This is a genomic window from Sulfitobacter sp. 1A13421 (assembly GCF_043557285.1).
Classification (GTDB): Bacteria; Pseudomonadota; Alphaproteobacteria; order Rhodobacterales; family Rhodobacteraceae; genus Sulfitobacter; species Sulfitobacter faviae.
Window position 1 is genome coordinate 1 of the sequence record NZ_JBIFFQ010000011.1, and the last position, 16,230, is coordinate 16,230.

General features: G+C 59.1%; 14 protein-coding genes, 1 tRNA gene and 2 pseudogenes. 7 read left to right on the plus strand and 10 right to left on the minus strand.

Going from position 1 to position 16,230, the window contains the following annotated elements; translation table 11 throughout:
- The 6 genes and pseudogenes from ACGYLI_RS15695 to ACGYLI_RS15720 form a co-directional block, all read right to left on the minus strand.
- A pseudogene (locus tag ACGYLI_RS15695) lies at positions 1–222 on the minus strand (thiolase family protein); the annotation flags it as partial.
- Entirely contained in the window at positions 219–1,844 is a 1,626-nt protein-coding gene (locus ACGYLI_RS15700; RefSeq protein ID WP_394419831.1) for an AMP-binding protein, read from the minus strand. The pseudogene ACGYLI_RS15695 and the gene ACGYLI_RS15700, both read right to left, overlap by 4 nt.
- Positions 1,845–2,050: 206 nt before the next feature.
- Positions 2,051–2,485 carry a hypothetical protein gene (locus tag ACGYLI_RS15705; RefSeq protein WP_394419832.1) on the minus strand — a complete coding sequence of 145 codons (435 nt, stop codon included), beginning with the start codon at positions 2,483–2,485 and terminating at the stop codon, positions 2,051–2,053.
- A 60-nt stretch (positions 2,486–2,545) separates the two neighbouring features.
- Positions 2,546–3,565 carry a TRAP transporter substrate-binding protein gene (locus tag ACGYLI_RS15710; RefSeq protein WP_394419833.1) on the minus strand — a complete coding sequence of 340 codons (1,020 nt, stop codon included), beginning with the start codon at positions 3,563–3,565 and terminating at the stop codon, positions 2,546–2,548.
- Between the two features lie 31 nt (positions 3,566–3,596).
- On the minus strand, positions 3,597–4,889 hold the full coding sequence (locus ACGYLI_RS15715) for a TRAP transporter large permease (protein ID WP_394419834.1): 1,293 nt from the start codon (positions 4,887–4,889) through the stop codon (positions 3,597–3,599).
- Entirely contained in the window at positions 4,886–5,371 is a 486-nt protein-coding gene (locus ACGYLI_RS15720; protein ID WP_394419900.1) for a TRAP transporter small permease, read from the minus strand. Before ACGYLI_RS15720 ends, ACGYLI_RS15715 begins: the two co-directional genes overlap by 4 nt.
- A 387-nt stretch (positions 5,372–5,758) precedes the next feature.
- On the opposite strand from ACGYLI_RS15720, the gene ACGYLI_RS15725 reads away from it, so the two are divergent.
- A complete protein-coding gene (locus ACGYLI_RS15725) occupies positions 5,759–6,700 on the plus strand; it encodes a hypothetical protein (RefSeq protein ID WP_394419835.1) in 942 nt (313 codons plus the stop codon).
- A 650-nt stretch (positions 6,701–7,350) separates the two neighbouring features.
- On the opposite strand, the gene ACGYLI_RS15730 is transcribed toward ACGYLI_RS15725, so the two are convergent.
- Together ACGYLI_RS15730 and ACGYLI_RS15735 are read right to left on the minus strand one after the other, a co-directional pair.
- The gene (locus tag ACGYLI_RS15730; protein WP_394419836.1) at positions 7,351–8,400 is read right to left on the minus strand and encodes an AAA family ATPase; all 1,050 of its coding nucleotides are present in this window, start codon (positions 8,398–8,400) and stop codon (positions 7,351–7,353) included.
- Between the two features lie 314 nt (positions 8,401–8,714).
- Positions 8,715–8,791 (minus strand) — tRNA-Arg (locus ACGYLI_RS15735).
- 147 nt (positions 8,792–8,938) lie between these two features.
- Between ACGYLI_RS15735 and ACGYLI_RS15740 the strand changes: the two genes are divergently transcribed.
- Positions 8,939–9,976 (plus strand): LacI family DNA-binding transcriptional regulator, encoded by a 1,038-nt coding sequence (locus ACGYLI_RS15740; protein WP_120349930.1) that lies wholly within the window; start codon positions 8,939–8,941, stop codon positions 9,974–9,976.
- Here ACGYLI_RS15740 and ACGYLI_RS15745 read toward each other — a convergent pair.
- The gene (locus ACGYLI_RS15745) at positions 9,967–10,089 is read right to left on the minus strand and encodes a hypothetical protein (protein ID WP_394419902.1); all 123 of its coding nucleotides are present in this window, start codon (positions 10,087–10,089) and stop codon (positions 9,967–9,969) included. The genes ACGYLI_RS15740 and ACGYLI_RS15745 overlap by 10 nt on opposite strands.
- Here ACGYLI_RS15745 and ACGYLI_RS15750 point away from each other — a divergent pair.
- Positions 10,033–11,188, plus strand: a pseudogene (locus ACGYLI_RS15750) (winged helix-turn-helix domain-containing protein). The gene ACGYLI_RS15745 and the pseudogene ACGYLI_RS15750 overlap by 57 nt on opposite strands.
- On the opposite strand, the gene ACGYLI_RS15755 reads toward ACGYLI_RS15750, so the two are convergent.
- Complete coding sequence (locus tag ACGYLI_RS15755; protein WP_394419837.1) at positions 11,185–11,880, minus strand: aspartate/glutamate racemase family protein; 696 nt, start codon at positions 11,878–11,880, stop codon at positions 11,185–11,187. The pseudogene ACGYLI_RS15750 and the gene ACGYLI_RS15755 sit on opposite strands and share 4 nt — an antisense overlap.
- 164 nt (positions 11,881–12,044) lie before the next feature.
- On the opposite strand from ACGYLI_RS15755, the gene ACGYLI_RS15760 reads away from it, so the two are divergent.
- The 4 genes from ACGYLI_RS15760 to ACGYLI_RS15775 all read left to right on the plus strand — a co-directional run bounded on the left by ACGYLI_RS15760 (position 12,045) and on the right by ACGYLI_RS15775 (position 16,230).
- The gene (locus ACGYLI_RS15760) at positions 12,045–13,286 is read left to right on the plus strand and encodes an NAD(P)/FAD-dependent oxidoreductase (protein WP_394419838.1); all 1,242 of its coding nucleotides are present in this window, start codon (positions 12,045–12,047) and stop codon (positions 13,284–13,286) included.
- A 38-nt stretch (positions 13,287–13,324) separates the two neighbouring features.
- Positions 13,325–14,314: a TRAP transporter substrate-binding protein gene (locus tag ACGYLI_RS15765; RefSeq protein ID WP_394419839.1), complete on the plus strand. Its 990-nt coding sequence runs from the start codon at positions 13,325–13,327 to the stop codon at positions 14,312–14,314.
- A gap of 76 nt (positions 14,315–14,390) precedes the next feature.
- The gene (locus ACGYLI_RS15770) at positions 14,391–14,915 is read left to right on the plus strand and encodes a TRAP transporter small permease (RefSeq protein WP_067264971.1); all 525 of its coding nucleotides are present in this window, start codon (positions 14,391–14,393) and stop codon (positions 14,913–14,915) included.
- 4 nt (positions 14,916–14,919) lie between these two features.
- A complete protein-coding gene (locus ACGYLI_RS15775) occupies positions 14,920–16,230 on the plus strand; it encodes a TRAP transporter large permease (RefSeq protein WP_394419840.1) in 1,311 nt (436 codons plus the stop codon).

The window sequence follows — 16,230 nt, forward strand, 5'->3', positions numbered from 1 at the left end:
GCTGAGCCCCAAATGCTGGGTCAGCCCGACCGGCGTGTCCGGCGCGAGCGAGAAGCTGGAGACCGAGAACCCGTCCAGTTCGCCCGGCGCGATCCCAGCCTTGCCCAACATCGCGCGCAGCGCGCGGGCGATCCACCAATGGGCGGTCTCATTGCTATAGCGCGCATAGGGCACCGAGGTAGGCGCCGCGAGCACGACGCCGTCATAGCCCCTGCGCCTCATGCTGCCGTCCGTTTCTTTAGCCCGCGCAGGTCTTGCGTGGCGGGATCGTCCAGCAGGTCGGCGGCCAGCGTTTTCAGCACCCCGCGTTGCAGTTTCTGCGTCGCCGTCAGCGGCAGCGCCTCGACAAAGGCGATGAAGCCGGGGGCTTTGTAATAAGCAAGCTGGGTCAGGCACCATTCGGTGATTTCACGGGCTAAGACGGGGGGGTCAGCACCGGCGTCCTTCGGCACGATACAGGCGAAAACCTCATCCCCCCGCACCGCGTCCGGCACGGCGGCGACGGCGGCGCTGGCCACGGCGGGGTGGCGCATCAGGGTCGATTCCACCTCGACCGCCGCGATGTTCTCGCCCGAGCGGCGGATCACGTTTTTTTTGCGGTCGACGAAATACATCGCGCCATCCGGCGCGCGGCTCACGATGTCGCCGGTGTGGAACCAACCGCCCGCCCAAGCCTCATCCGTGGCTTCGGTATTTTTGAAGTAGCCCGCAAAGAACCCACGCCGCGGGTCGGCACCGGCGCGGCGCACTAGCAGTTCGCCTTGATCGGCCTCTTGCCCGGCATCGTTGAGCAGCCGGACCTCCAGCCCCCCTTCGGGCGCGCCGAGGCAGCTTTCGCCCACGCGGCGCGGTTCGCGGTTGGCGCAGATCACCGCGCCCGCGCCGGTTTCGGTCATGGCCCAAGCCTCGACCAATGGAAAACCGAAACGCGCCTCGAAGGCGGCGTGCAGTTTCGGGTCCACCCCCGCGCCGAAGCCAAAGCGCACGGCATGGTCGCGGTCGGCTTCGCTTGCCTCGGCCCCCATGAGCATCGACGGCATCACGCCGAGGTAGTGCAGACAGGTCGCCCCCGAGGCGCGGACCGAGGCCCACCAACTGCGGGGGTGGAAGCGATCAAGCGCAGTCAGACAACCGCCCACGGCGATCATCGCCATGAAGGAATAGGCCATCGCGTTCATGTGGAAGATCGGCAGGGGCGTGATCATGCGCTCGCCGTGCTCCGACAGCGCGCAAAGCCCGCCGGTGTCAGCGTACCACCGCCCGGCGTCGAGGAAATAGGTGTTCTTCAGGATGCAACCTTTGGGCTGGCCGGTGGTGCCCGAGGTGTAGAGCAATGCGGCCTCGGCCTTTTCTGCCCCGCCTTGCCGTGCTGCGATGCTCTCAAGCGTCGCGGGTGCGGGCAAGGGATCCCCCGGTGCGATCACCGGCATGTCGCGCCCCGCTTGCCGTGCCGCCGCGCGCAGCCCTTCGCCGCGCGCGGGGATCGCCACGGCCAAGACCGGCTCGGCATGGTCGATCATATAGCTCAGCTCCGCCGCACGCAGATCGGGGTTCACCGGCACGACCGACAGGCCCAGACCGTTCAGCGCCAGCCACCAGAGGAAGAAGGCCGGGCGGTTCTCCATCAGCAGCATCACACGTTGCCCGGGCAGATAGCCCGCCGCCGAAATGCACTTGCGCAGGGCGGCAACCTCGCGCGCGGCTTGGGCATAACTCACCTCCCCCGCCGCGATGCCGTAGATTTCCGCCGTTTCCGGCAGGACATTCAGAAAGCCCCGTTCGGGATGCCGCGCGGCGGTGTCCGCAAAGGCCGCGTAGACCGTCTCAGTCTCCGCCCCGATCATGGCAGCAACTGGATGTTGCGGAAGGCCGCGTCGCAGTAGGCCCGGGAACTTCTTATACAGTGGGAAGACATAGACCTTTTCCTCAGTGAAACCGTAATAGACGCGCACTTTGAACCTGGGGATAAAAAAACTATCGATGAGATTCGGCCTCAAGAAATCGACCGACAAATCTTTGATTAATTCCCTTACGTCTCAATGCGAAAGCTTTATGGCAGACCCCGCTCTGCAAGTCCCCGAATTAAGTACATCTCGGCTTCATGTACGGTGGACATTTGCTTCCATTGATAATCATCCTGAGATGCCAACCGCCACGTTAATAGGCTAACGACACAGCTATCGGCTGGAAGCCCGAGAACCTGTCCTTCAATCACCCGTGACATATTACGGAACTGCATTTTATTCAGCGAGCCACCTACCTCATAGTCAACAATCATACGTTCTAAGTCAGGCAAAAGCTTTACGTATGTCTTTTTACCTGTGAATACGGAAGTTCCGCAAAAAGTCTGGTTTTCTATAGCTTCACGCTGAAAGCTCCCCCAAGCCCAATGGCCCTGCTTCAAACCATCCGACATAAGCGAAAAAACAACTTCCGCGGGCCGATCAACCCTGATGCTGCTGGAATGGCAATATTCATCGCTCATAGCGGTCTCCAAAATGAGTAGTCAAAACGGGTGACCTCATAACAGGTCACCCGCGAAGCCTTATTCAACGGCATTCTCGTCAAGAAGCTTCTCGAAATACTCCAGCGCAGCCTGTCCGTCGATGCCACGCTTATTTGCTTCTTCCACCCAATCAGTCCGCAAATACTGAAGACTATCTATTAATTTCTCCAGCTCACTCCCAGATACCTCAGTTACGACTACGCCAGCTTCCGCCAGCACATCATCACCTTCTTGCGCTTTCGCATCCCAAACAGAAGCAAACTTTCGGGCCATACTTTCACCAGACAGCTCTTCAATAGCCTTTTGATCCGCGTCAGAGATCTCTTCCCACTTGGCAGGATTCATTATAAGCATTTGGCTCGAGTGGATGAAGCCGCCGGGCACGTTTATCTGTCCTTTCGTAAATTCATCTAGTCGGAACGCCACGATTGAATCACTTTGAAAGAACGTCCCGTCAATAGTGCCTCTGGACATCAACTCGTAGGCTTCCGAAGCGGAAGCCGATACCGACGTAAGATTGAGAGTATCCGCGATCTTTTCTAAGGTTGGACTGGTTACTCTAATCTTTTTTCCCGCGAGTTGGTCCAACGTCGTCAAAGGGTCGGAAACGAAGATTTGGGACGGAGTGGTAGTCCAAAACGATAACAGCTTGACACCACGGTGTTCATTGGCACCAAGCATAAACTTGTTATAGGTCTTCCAATAAGCGATCGAATTAGTGACCGCATCATCAGAAGTGAATGGCAACTCTCCCAACTCCGTTAGTTTAAAACGGGCCGGAGTATATCCGTGCGGTACGAAGGCTATATCCGCGACACCAGTAGAGACTAAGTCAAGATGTGCAGCCGGAGCTCCCAGTGCTGGGGATGTTTCGAAGGACACACGGCCTTGAGTTGCTTCTTCAACACTGTCCATCCAAGGCTGAATCATTTCAGTGACAATATAATGTGTAGGCGGAAGCCAGTTCGAGAATCTTAAAGTAACATTTTCCGCCCAGCTAGCCCCGACGGCGACAAAAGAGGATACCGCAACCCCTACTGCGATGATTAAACTTCTCATGATATTTCTCCCAAAGTTAAAGTAAAGAATTCTAGTAGAACAGATTCGGCAAAAAGGTAGCCAGTGCAGGGACCAACACAACAAGCGCAAGACGAATAAAATCTGCCAGAACAAACGGCATTACGCCTACGAACATTTTGCCAAGGTCGATGTCTGGGAACGCAGATTGCAGGACAAAAATATTTAGTCCTACTGGTGGTGTAATAAGGCTGATTTCAACCAAAATAACGACAAATATACCGAACCAAATTAGATCGAAACCGTAACCAGAAACGACAGGATAGAATACGGGAACTGTCAACAACATCATTGACAGACTCTCTAAGAAGCAGCCGAGAATAAGATATATGATGACCAGAGAAGCGATCACGACCCAAGCATCAGGCTTATATAGGGTCAGAAACTCGCTAACTTTCTGAGGAAACCCAGCTACATTTATGAAATTAGTAAATACAATCGCCCCGATAACCAAAACGAACATCATAGACGTAGTTCTTACAGTATCAAAACCAGCCTGGATAAAGTGTGTGAGCGATAATTTTCGAGAAGCAACCGCCATGAGAAATGCACCAACGGCACCGATACCAGCTGCTTCTGTAGGAGTGAAAATACCTCCATATATCCCGCCCATGATCACAAAGAATAGGGCAGCAACTGCCGAAACACCCTTCAATCCATTCCACCGCTGATGCCAGGTACTCTTGGGCCCAGCAGGCCCTAAAGTTGGAGAAATACGTGTGACAACAAAAACCGCACAGCTATACAAAACAATACCGAGCAGTCCCGGCACCAAGCCGGCGGCGAAAAGAGCTCCAATGCTCTGTTCGGTGAGAATTCCATAGACCACGAGCAGTACGCTCGGTGGGATCAGAATGCCCAAGGTTCCGCCTGCCGCGACTGATCCGCTGGCTAAACCTGCATCATACTTATACTCTCGCATTGCCGGTATTACAACTCGCCCCATTGTAGCAGCGGTGGCCATGCTCGAGCCGCAAACAGCAGAGAACCCACCGCATGCGAAAATTGACGCAATGGACAACCCACCTCGCCAATGACCAACCCAAGCGTTTGCTGCTACAAACAGCTTTTCCGATAGTCCAGCTTGCGAAATCAGGTGCCCCATAAGGATAAAAAGTGGCAGAACCGAGAGATTGTAACTAACCACAGTATCATAGGAGGTTTGGCCAAGCATCGAAAGTGCGGGGGTCAGCCCGATCAACCAGGCGAATCCTCCGACGCCCACAACTCCCATTCCTATGCCGATTGGAAGACCTAAGAATAGGAGCGAGAATAATAGGAGAAGAGCTATACTAGTTTCAATCATTTCTCTATCGCTTTGAATTCGGCAGAATCTATATCCGGGGACATCGCCAATCTGACTCCACGAAATACCGCGGCGAGTCCCGCACAAAACGCCATGAACCAGGCTACCGGGGCTAGCGGCACCCCCGTAAACATCGCGTAGTCGCCAAAATCGTGTAGTCTGTTGGCATGCTCTAGCAGCCTCCATGCCAGAACACCCAAAGAACCTGCCACAATGGCCGCCATGATAAGTTGTAAGAATTTCTGCAAACCTTCTGGCAGAAACTTCACGAGAGAGACGGAAACGTGTTCATTTCGAGCGGTAACTTCCGGCAATGCTGCGAATATGAGAACCGCCATACCCATCCCAATTATCTCAAATGCTCCACCAACAGGAGCATTAAACACGTATCTCCCGACAACATCGGAAAAGGTCAGAAGAGCCATAGAGATCAGTGTCACTACCGAGATCCACAGTAAAGTTCGCTCCGCCAATGCAAGCATTTGTTTCAATCCGCCTTACCTTTCAAGTTCCACCAAAGCACTCGATCTCTGATTCAAAATTATTGCTTTAATTCAGCTGAGGCACCCTCTCCGCCTACAATCAACTAAATGCATTTGCATACATCTCAAGTAAACGCTACAGCTTTAAATGAACATGTCAATCACCAGATCCCGCGAAGAGATTCTTTGTTGGCATCCGCCGAAGTATGGGTAGTCCTTCGAGATCTGCACCTAATCGACCCCTCCAGGACACGGCAGACCAGCGTGCTCTCAGGGTTCATTCAACAGCTCGATATCTCGAACTCGGCCGTAGCAGACGAGATTCGCGTTGAATGTCGAGGCACCCCTGCCTTGCGACGAGAATACGGTATATTCCTCGCAAGGGGTGTGCTGTCCACACAAGAGCTGGAACATGTGATCGAAATCGCAGGGGAGCCGGAGACTTCAGCTTGGCAACTCAGCGATGTCTCTTGGCGCGAAGAGCGTGAGCTGAGTGATGAAGACCGCATCCGTCTTTTGCACACTATCCTCTCCAAATCAGGCGGTCCGGAGCAAGTAGTCAATGCACTGACGATGCTCCGATACGTCGAAGGGAACGCCCGGGATCGCTGGCCAGAAGATCTGCGGGAAGTTGGCCTCGATGCGGTCATTGGGATCATCAGCGCAGAAAATCTTAACCCCACCAAAGATGAGCGTATGTCGCGCGCCATGTCGGTTTGTCTGCGTGGGGACGATGGATCGGGAGCGAGCCGCGTAATGGAGGCGATCGTGGATCGTGCTGCAAGACGATACGGTAGCACATATGATGTCGAAAGAGCGCTTGCCACACTGGCGGAGCGAGCCCCCGAAGTCTTTCTCGGCCGTCTCTTTTTAGACGAAGCAGATGGACCCTCCATAAGATTCCAAGACGGCCGACGTCCTGGGCCATTTTCGCACGTGCCGACTGAGGCTCTGATCGAATGGTGCAGACAAAGTCCCGATCGTTGGACACGAGTGGCCCCGCAGATCTCGCCCTTCTCGCGCGGGATCGGTGATGAAGGTGAAACCGGACAGATTTCTCCGCTCGCTTTCGCGTTTCTCGAGGCGGCACCGCGCCCCGAGGACGTGGTGGAAGCATATCTCCAACATCTTGCCCCAATGAGCTGGTCGTGTAGCAGAGCGGCTATCATGGAGCGCCGTCTCGCCGTGATAGAATCCTTGCAGGACCATCCTGCGCCTGAGGTTGGGCACACGATCTCTCGCCTGGCTCCTGACATCCGCGCCCGAATTGATCGCATCCGTCAGGCGGAGCAGGAGGAAGGTCGAGAGCGAGACCAGCGTTTCGAGTGAGGGCCATCCTGTCGTAATATTATCAAATGCAGACATTCGTCTTCATTGCAGCGAACTTCTGCTTTCCGCCGTCTGTGAGAAACCCTGGTCCTCAATTCTCAAATATCTGCGCTATGGTCAAAATTTCCGCAGATGTCACATCGTCGATGACTATGTACGGTCCAAGTTTATCCATGCTCGGGTTAATTCGGACCCTTAGGGCCTTTGAGATCTTTCGCAGCACCGAATGCTTCGCATGCAGCTTCAGCCGCGCAGGCAGTCCGCCACCAGCTCGATTGCGGACTTCGTGTTCGAGCTTCTCTGGTCTATGATCCTCCGAACCACTACCCGCAAATTCGGAAAGAATTTCCAACCCGCCTGATGCCAACGTCAACCCCTTGCGAGGTACTGATCGGGCTACCGACATCAAGTGAGGAGTTAGGTGTTCTCCCAAGAAAACGGAATTACCCTTAGAAGTTTTTGCAACGTGGCGCGACGATGCTTTAACTACCTTACATGGACATGGTTCAGCTTCGGCTGGAGTGTGGGGTGAAACTTGGGTTCGCGAAAGCATCCCTCCACTAACATTGAAGGGCATGAGCACCTCCTATAGAGAGTATCTAATTAGGTTGCGTCACAAGCTCTCTGGGCTCGCGTCTGGTTTCTCTCTGTCAATGTGAGAGTGGCCGGTTGATCACCTGCTCAACAGAATCCAGCATTCTCGCGACTGATCGTAGGCTTATGAGCTGCGGAGCCTTGATGGCCTCAATGACTTCCTTAACCGCATCAACGGCTGCGGGCGGGAGGTTCCGCTTAGCGCCTAGGTGATCGGCAAATCTAAGCAGATGCGCCATTGAGAGCGGAGGAATTTTCAAAGGTGGGCAACGACTGAGAAACGGTGCTGGCAACCCATCCACGCTGTTTGCAGTCATGATCCATGTAATCCACGACATATCAAAGGATATGCGAAAATAGGGGCAAGACCATTGCTTGGCCGTAGAGCGCTCCAAAAATGGCAAGAGACCTTCAGACAAATTAAACCGTTGTCCTCTGAGGGACTCGACAGTGCCTGCTTTCTCAATCTCATCGACCACGATAACCGGGTTCGCGACCCCGCTGGCCATGATGGATTCCAAGGGCTTTCCTGGCCCTGCAGATCCCCAACCACGTTGCGATCCAGTAACGGAGAATGATGCGGGTTCGCCCGTAGCTTCGATAACTGACGTCGGCACCATCAAATGCTGCGCCAAGGCGCGGGCCCAAAAGGTTTTCCCAATGCCAGGTGGCCCAACCAAGAGCAGGGGTTGCAACCGTGGTGCTAGATCACCATTGCGCACAGAGGCGCGCATGTCCTGCCAGATCCTCTCTGTTGCTTCTGCCATCCAGGGCATCTCGGAATGGATGGCAGAAGCAATTTCATCGGCGCGGTGTTCGGATTCGACAGAAATTAGTTCTGCGCCGTGGCTGAACACCTCCAGCCTCTGCCGGTCTTTGTCAGCAAGATGGCCCATGCCCGATCTTCGAGAAACCGCATCCCTGTAGGCTGCTATCTTCCGCAGAATATTGCGCCGATCTCGGTCAGAGATTTGATTGTCTGGTTTGCATTTGCCTACCTTCTCTCGGAAATTGATGAGGTGCTGTTTCAACCGATGTTCAATGTCAAAAACCGACGGGGCATTCGGGTCCGGGAATCTCACGTCGGCAAATTTGATGCGTGGCATTTGATGTCCTCTCATGGTCAGTTCACCAGTAACTTGGCGACTAGCATTCGACAGCGAATGGCTGCCTGGGGTTAAACGAGAGGATCCGGATCCTTGATAAGGTTGGTGCCATTCATTGAAAGGATATCGACCGGCGTGTCAAATATGCGCGAAAGCTACCCGGACAGACAACCTCAGCGATACGAGAAGCTTAGCCATAAGAACCTGATATAAAAGACAAATCACGGCAAAAACTGTGTGCAGGACGCCGTTATGCGCAAGCTATTGCTTGGTTTTGCGCATACATTCGCTTTTGTTGGCACCTACGCGCCGAATGGCGACCCCGGCAGGATTCGAACCTGCAACCTGCCCCTTAGGAGGGGGCTGCTCTATCCAGTTGAGCCACGGGGCCGACAGGCTTGGGTTTAGCGCAAGCGTCTGGCGATGTCATCGGCAGATTGGCAACCGAATGACCGCGCCTCGCAGCAGGGCTGCGGCAATGCTTGATCGCGCCTCCCGCTTCGCGCTACCTATGGGTGAGGCAAACAGGAAAACCAAATTGACCACACCCCCCAAACGCCCGTTGACCCTGCGTGATGTGTCCGATGCTTGCGGCGTTTCCGAGATGACGGTCAGCCGCGTCCTGCGCAAACGCGGCGACGTATCGGAGGCCACCCGCAACCGTGTTCTCGCCGCCGCCAAGGCGCTTGGCTATGTGCCCAACCAGATCGCCGGATCGCTGGCCAGCCAGCGCGTGAATCTTGTGGCGGTCGTGATCCCTTCGCTGGGCAATATGGTGTTCCCCGAAGTTCTGAACGGCATCAACCAAGTGCTCGAAGACACACCGCTGCAGCCGGTCGTGGGGGTGACGGACTACCTGCCCGAGAAGGAAGAGCGGGTGCTTTATGAGATGCTCTCATGGCGGCCCTCTGGGGTGATCATCGCGGGGTTGGAGCATTCCGATGCCACCCGCGCCATGCTGCGCAATGCGGGCATTCCGGTGGTCGAGATCATGGACACCGATGGCAAACCCGTCGATGCAATGGTCGGGATCTCCCACCGCCGCGCCGGGCGCGAGATGGCACAGGCGATCCTGCGCGAGGGCTATGAGCGCATTGGCTTCATGGGCACGAAAATGCCCCTCGACCACCGCGCGCGCAAACGGTTCGAGGGCTTTACCGAAGGGCTCGCCAAAGCGGGGGTCGAGATCGAAGACCGGGCCTTTTACTCCGGCGGCTCCGCGCTGGCCAAGGGGCGCGAGATGACGCAAGAGATGCTCGAACGCTCGCCCGACCTTGATTTCCTCTATTACTCCAACGACATGATCGGTGCGGGCGGGCTGCTGCATCTGATCGACCAAGGCATCGACATTCCCGGTCAGATCGGCCTTGCCGGGTTCAACAACGTCGAGCTGCTGCAAGGTCTGCCGCGTCAATTGGCGACGATGGACGCTTGCCGGAACGAGATCGGTCAGGCCGCGGCGCGGATCATCCTCAACCAGACCCAGCCCGAGCCGGACCCGGAAATGCAGACCCAGATCACCCTGACGCCAACACTGTCGCTGGGCGACACCCTGCGCCGCCGCCGTCAGGGGTGAGTCGCCCAAGGCTCGGCAATGCCGCCGCGCGGCGGATGTTTCTGGCGCGTCACCTGCTGTCCGATCCGCCGCAGGGCCCGGCCAAGGGCGCGGCACTGCTCAAGCTGATCCATGATCTGGGTTTTTGTGCAACTCGACAGCATCAACACGGTGGCGCGGGCGCATGATCTGATCCTGTTCGCCCGCCGTCCGCGCTATCGCCCCGCTGCGCTCAAGCGGCTTTATGAAAAAGACCGGGCGCTCTTTGAGCATTGGACCCATGACGCCGCCGTCATCCCGATGGAATTCTACCCGCAATGGCATCTGCGCCGAACCCGCGATGCGGCCAAGCTGCTGGGCCGCTGGAAGGATTGGCAGCGGCACGACTTCGAAACACAGATGCAAAACGTGCTAGCGCAGGTCCGGGCCGAGGGCAGCGTCACCTCATCCGACGTGGGCCGCGACGAGCCGCGCAGCAGCGGGGGCTGGTGGCAATGGCATCCGTCGAAAACCGCGCTGGAGTATCTGTGGCGCAGCGGCGCGCTGGCTGTGACCGGGCGCGAGGGGTTTCGCAAGCGCTATGACCTGACCGATCGGGTGGTCCCCGCCGCGCTGCGCGACCCGGCGCATGCCCCCGACATAGAGCAGACGATCGACTGGTGCTGCGATCAGGCGCTGGCGCGCTTGGGTTTCGCCACGGCGGGGGAATTGGCCGCCTTCTGGGCCCATATCTCCCCCGCCGAGGCGCGCGGCTGGTGCGTGGCAGAGCAGGCCGCGGGGCGGCTGGAGGAGATCGAAATTGAGGCCGCCGACGGCAGCCTGCGCCCCGCCTTTGCCCGCCCCGGCTGGGCCGATGACCCCGCCCTTACCCGCGAACCGCCCAAACGGCTCCGGGTGCTCAGCCCCTTCGACCCCGCGCTGCGCGACCGCAAACGCGCCGCCCGGCTTTTCGGTTTCGACTACCGGATCGAGGTCTTCGTGCCCGAGGCGCAGCGCGAATACGGCTACTATGTCTTTCCGCTGCTACAGGGCGACAGGCTGGTGGGACGGGTCGATATGAAGGCGCATCGCGATCTGGACGTCTTGCGCGTTACCGCGCTCTGGCCCGAACGCGGGGTTCGCTGGGGCAAGGGCCGGCAAGCGGCCTTCGAGGCAGAGCTGCACCGCCTCCTCCCGCTGGCCGGGGTGAGCCGGATCAGCTTCACCGACGGTTGGCTGCGCCTGCCACATTAGCCGAAACGGGGCGGCAGCAGCCCTGCGTGAAACCAGTTGAGATAGCTGTGGATCGAATGCACGGGCCGCCCGGTCGCCGCCGCGATGTCGGAGGCATATGGCACCATATTCGTGCATTCCAAAAGGATCGCGCCGACATCCGCGTGGGCCTCCACCAACTGCTGCGCTGCCTGCACCATCTCGGCCCGCGCCTGCGCCACGTCGAGGTCGGGCAGATTGCCGAGGATCGTTCGGGCGAAGCCGCTGCCCTCCATCCCCACCACCGGGCTGCCCTCGGGCACGCCCGCCGCGTGCAGATGGGCGGGCGAAAGCGTGGCGGCGGAGATCGTCAAGATGCCCACCCTTTGCCCCGGCGGCAGGCAGGCCGCGATCTGCCCCGCCTGCTCCAACGCCGAGGCGGCAACGGGCACGCCCAGCGCTTCGGCAAGGCGAGGCCGGATCAGCGCCAAGAAGCCGCAGGTGGTGGCGATGCCGGTGCAGCCTTCGGCGATCAAGTCGCGCCCCACGGCGATGAAAGCCTGCACGAAGGGGTCGATATCGTCGCACACGATCGCTTCGGGCGTGGCCCCCGGCACCACGGCGTAGCGCACCGGGAAATCCCAGCTGCCCGCATGGCCGACATCCCCCAGAATGCGGGGAAACCGCGTGTCCAGCATGAGGATTCCCAGCCGCGCGCCCGTCTCGTTTGTCATATGCCCTCCGTTTGGGCGCAGGGTGCCTTTGCGGGCAGGGCGAGACAAGCGAAACCCTAACGATGACATTTTATCAGCATTTTGTTGACGTTGTGATTTTTTGTGTAAAAGATGCCCCAAAGGAAACAAGCCATGACCCAACGCGAAATCGAAAGCCGCCACCCATGAGCCAGCATGTCGTCGTTATCGGCGCCGGGATTGTCGGCGTCTCTGCCGCGATCTGGCTGCGCCGCGCCGGGGCGGAGGTAACGCTCGTCGACCGGGCCGAGCCGGGGCGCGGCACCTCGCATGGCAATGGTGGCGTGCTGGCGGCGGCGGGCGTCGCGCCGGTGACCGGCCCGGGCCTGCTGCGCAAATCACCGGGGATGCTGCGCGACCCTGAGTTTCCGCTGTTCCTGCGCTGGCCCTATCTGCCCCGCCTGCTGCCATGGCTGCGCCGCTACATGGCCCACGCCAATGACCGCGATACCCGCCGCATCTCTGCCGGGTTGGTGCCCATCGTGAGCGACAGCGTGGCGCAGCACAAAGCTCTCTGCGCCGATCTGGGGCTGGAGGACTGGGTCCGCGACAGTGACTATTGCTTTGCCTATACCAACCGCGCGGCCTTCGAGGCTGAAGCCTACACATGGGCGCTGCGCCGCGAGGCGGGTTTCGAGCCGGAAATCATCGAAGGCGGCGCGGTCAGGGAATTCGACCCGGCCTATGGCCCGCAGATCACCTGCATCGCACGGCTGGCCGACCACGGTTTCATCGCCGACCCCGGCGGCTATGTCCGGGCTTTGGCCAAGGCTTTCGAGGGGATGGGCGGCACCATCCGGCAGGCCGAGGTGCAGGACGTGGCGATCACCGACGAAGAAGTCACTTCGGTCCTCACCGATCAAGGCTCCCTGCCCTGCGATGACGTGCTGCTGGCGACTGGTGTCTGGTCGAAACCGCTCATGCGCAAACTGGGGATCAACGTGCCGCTGGAATCCGAACGCGGCTACCACATCGTCTTCAAGGATGCCGAGGGCGGCCCATCGCGCCCCACCATGATGGCCGCGGGCAAATTCGTCGCCACGCCCATGGCCGAAGGGCTGCGCTGTGCCGGGATCGTCGAGTTCGGCGGGTTGGAGGCGGGCGCGTCCAAGGCGCCGCTCGCCCTACTGCGCCGACAGGCCAAGGCCGCCTTTCCGCATCTCACCGCCAAGGAAGAGATCGAATGGCTGGGGCACCGACCCGCCCCCAGCGACTCGCTGCCCCTCATCGGGCAGATCGGGACGAGCCGGGTCTACACTGCCTTCGGGCACCATCACATCGGGTTGACGGGCGGGCCGAAAACGGGCCGACTGATCGCCGGATTGATCACGGGGCAGACGCCAAACACGGATCTGAACCCGTATCACCCCCAGCGCTTCGACGGATGACGCCAAGCGTGGGACTGCAACAACAAGGGAGAAACCACATGACACTGACAGCAAGACTGATGGCCGGCGCGGCGATGACCGCCCTGACGCTGGGCACCGCCATGCCCGCCTTCGCGGCCGAGAAATGGGACATGCCGATGGCCTATTCGGCCTCGAACTTCCACTCCGAGAACGGTGTGCAATTCGCCGAATGCGTGGGCGAGAAGACCGGCGGCGAGATCGAGATCACCGTGCACCCGGGCGGCGCGCTCTTTGCCGGCGCGGACATCAAGCGCGCGATCCAGACCGGGCAGGTCCAGCTGGGCGAGCGTCTGCTCTCCGGCCACCAGAACGAGAACGCGGTCTTCGGCTTTGACTCCATCCCCTTCCTCGCGCCCTCTTTCGAGGCCAGCGCCCAGCTTTGGGAAGCCGCCAAGCCCAAGGTTGAATCCGTGTTGGAAGAGCAGAACCTCGTCTTGCTTTATAACGTGCCATGGCCGCCCCAAGGGCTCTACTTCAAAAAAGAAGTCGACTCGGTCGAGGACATGAAGGGCGTGAAGTTCCGCTCTTACAACAACACCACCGCGCGTCTGGCTGAATTGACCGGCATGTCGCCCGTCACCATCGAAGCTGCCGAAGTCAGCCAAGCCTTCGCCACCGGCGTCGCGGAATCGATGATCTCGTCGGGGGCCACCGGCTACGACCAGAAGGTCTGGGAGAGCCTCACGCATTTCTACGAAGTCGACGCATGGTTGCCGCGCAACTATGTGATGGTCAACGCCGATGTCTGGGCCGAAGTCTCGGACGCCAACAAAGAGGCGATCACCACCTGCGCGACCGAGGCCGAAGAGCGTGGCCTGCAAGCGTCCAAGGACTACACTCAGTTCACCTATGACGGGCTGCGCGAAGGCGGCATGAACGTGGAACCGGCCAGCGAAGAGCTGATGTCGGGCCTGCGCGAAGTGGGTGAGACCATGACGCAAGAGTGGCTCGAAGCCGCGGGCGAAGACGGTCAGGCGATCGTCGACGACTACAAGGCGATGCAATAATCACGAAACCTGCGGCGGCCCGTCACCCGGGCCGCCGTTCTCGTGCCCGGGCATGATTTGACGGAGGGAGAGCCGCATGAAGGCGCTGCGCAGACTATTGGACGGGCTATATACCGGGGCGGGGGCGCTTGCCGCGCTCTGTCTGGTAGCCATCCTTACCTTGATCGTGGCCCAGATGGTCGCCCGTTGGACTGGCAATGTCTTCCCGGGCGCTGCCAGCTATGCGGGCTATGCCATGGCCGGGGCCAGTTTCCTTGCCTTCGCCAATGCGCTCAACCGCGGCTCGCATATCCGCGTGTCGATCCTGCTTAACGCGCTGAGCGCGGGCGGGAAGCGGCTGCTGGATATCTGGTGTTTCGCCGTGGCGGCGGCGGTCGCGTGGTATTTCACCTATTACGCCTATTGGTTCGTCTACTGGTCGTGGAAGTTCCACGAAGTCAGCCAAGACCAAGACGCCACCGCACTTTGGATTCCGCAATCGGTCATGGTGATCGGCGGCGGCATCCTTGCCATCGCGCTCACCGACAATCTTTTGCACCTCATCTTCAAGGGCGACCACCGCGTCACCCGTGACCTAGTCGATCAAAGCTTCGGGGAATGACGCCATGACCGAGATCTATGCCATTACCCTGTTTCTGATCGTTCTCTTCTTCCTGCTCGGCACCGGTGTCTGGGTCGGGCTCGCCCTGATGGGCGTGGCTTGGGTCGGGATGGAGCTTTTCACCACCCGCCCCGTGGGCGACGCCATGATCACCACGATCTGGGCCAGTTCCTCAAGCTGGACGCTGACTGCGCTGCCGCTTTTTGTCTGGATGGGCGAAATCCTCTACCGCACGCGGCTATCGCAAGACATGTTCCGCGGGCTGTCGCCTTGGCTGGCGAAACTGCCGGGCGGGCTGGTGCATACCAATATCGTGGGCTGCACGGTCTTTGCCGCCGTCTCGGGCTCTTCCGCCGCGACGCTGACCACCGTGGGCAAGATGTCGATCCCCGAACTTCGGGCGCGCAACTATCCTGAGAAGATGATCATCGGCACATTGGCGGGTGCGGCTACGCTGGGCTTGATGATCCCCCCCTCGCTGGCGCTGATCGTTTATGGCGTGACGGTGAATGAAAGCATCACCAAGCTGTTCTTTGCCGGCGTCATGCCCGGCCTGCTGCTGGCGCTGATGTTCATGGGTTATGTCGCCGTCACCAGCATGCTGTCGAAGGACTGGAACCCCGATGCGGAGACCGGGATGAGCTTTGGCGAAAAGCTGCGCAATTCGCGTTTCCTGCTGCCGGTCTTTGCGCTGATCACGGTCGTGATCGGATCCATGTACCTCGGCTTTGCCACGGCGACCGAGGCGGCGGCCATCGGCGTCATCGGCTCCCTCACGCTGGCGCTGTTTCAAGGCTCGCTGAACTGGCACAGCTTCCGCGAGAGCTTGATGGGGGCGATGCGCACCTCTGCGATGATCGCACTGATCCTTGCGGGCGCGGCCTTCCTGAAACTGTCGATGGGTTTCACCGGCCTGCCCCGCGCCCTGGCCGATGGGATCGCCGCGATGGAGTTGTCGCGCTTCGAGCTTCTGATGGCGCTCTTGGTCTTCTACATCGTGCTGGGCATGTTCCTCGACGGTATCTCCTCGGTCGTGCTGACCATGGCCGTGGTGGAGCCGATGGTGCGCAGCGCGGGCATCGATCTGATCTGGTTCGGCATCTTCGTGGTCGTGGTCGTTGAAATGGCGCAGATCACCCCCCCGATTGGCTTTAACCTCTTCGTGCTGCAAGGCATGACCAACCACGAGATGGGCTATATCACCAAGGCCGCGCTGCCGATGTTCGCGATCATGGTCTTCATGGTCTTCGTGCTGATCTGGTTCCCCGAAGTGGCCACATGGCTGCCCGAAAACCTGCGCAGCGCACCGGTTTAG

What these genes read in the sequence shown, in the direction of transcription:
- ACGYLI_RS15700 (WP_394419831.1), bottom strand. Translation starts at nt 1,844, where the DNA reads ATGATCGGGGCGGAGACTGAGACGGTCTACGCGGCCTTTGCGGACACC.
- ACGYLI_RS15705 (WP_394419832.1), bottom strand. Translation starts at nt 2,485, where the DNA reads ATGAGCGATGAATATTGCCATTCCAGCAGCATCAGGGTTGATCGGCCC.
- ACGYLI_RS15710 (WP_394419833.1), bottom strand. Translation starts at nt 3,565, where the DNA reads ATGAGAAGTTTAATCATCGCAGTAGGGGTTGCGGTATCCTCTTTTGTC.
- ACGYLI_RS15715 (WP_394419834.1), bottom strand. Translation starts at nt 4,889, where the DNA reads ATGATTGAAACTAGTATAGCTCTTCTCCTATTATTCTCGCTCCTATTC.
- ACGYLI_RS15720 (WP_394419900.1), bottom strand. Translation starts at nt 5,371, where the DNA reads ATGCTTGCATTGGCGGAGCGAACTTTACTGTGGATCTCGGTAGTGACA.
- ACGYLI_RS15730 (WP_394419836.1), bottom strand. Translation starts at nt 8,400, where the DNA reads ATGCCACGCATCAAATTTGCCGACGTGAGATTCCCGGACCCGAATGCC.
- ACGYLI_RS15745 (WP_394419902.1), bottom strand. Translation starts at nt 10,089, where the DNA reads ATGGATCAGCTTGAGCAGTGCCGCGCCCTTGGCCGGGCCCTGCGGCGG.
- ACGYLI_RS15755 (WP_394419837.1), bottom strand. Translation starts at nt 11,880, where the DNA reads ATGACAAACGAGACGGGCGCGCGGCTGGGAATCCTCATGCTGGACACG.
- ACGYLI_RS15760 (WP_394419838.1), top strand. Translation starts at nt 12,045, where the DNA reads ATGAGCCAGCATGTCGTCGTTATCGGCGCCGGGATTGTCGGCGTCTCT.
- ACGYLI_RS15765 (WP_394419839.1), top strand. Translation starts at nt 13,325, where the DNA reads ATGACACTGACAGCAAGACTGATGGCCGGCGCGGCGATGACCGCCCTG.
- ACGYLI_RS15770 (WP_067264971.1), top strand. Translation starts at nt 14,391, where the DNA reads ATGAAGGCGCTGCGCAGACTATTGGACGGGCTATATACCGGGGCGGGG.
- ACGYLI_RS15775 (WP_394419840.1), top strand. Translation starts at nt 14,920, where the DNA reads ATGACCGAGATCTATGCCATTACCCTGTTTCTGATCGTTCTCTTCTTC.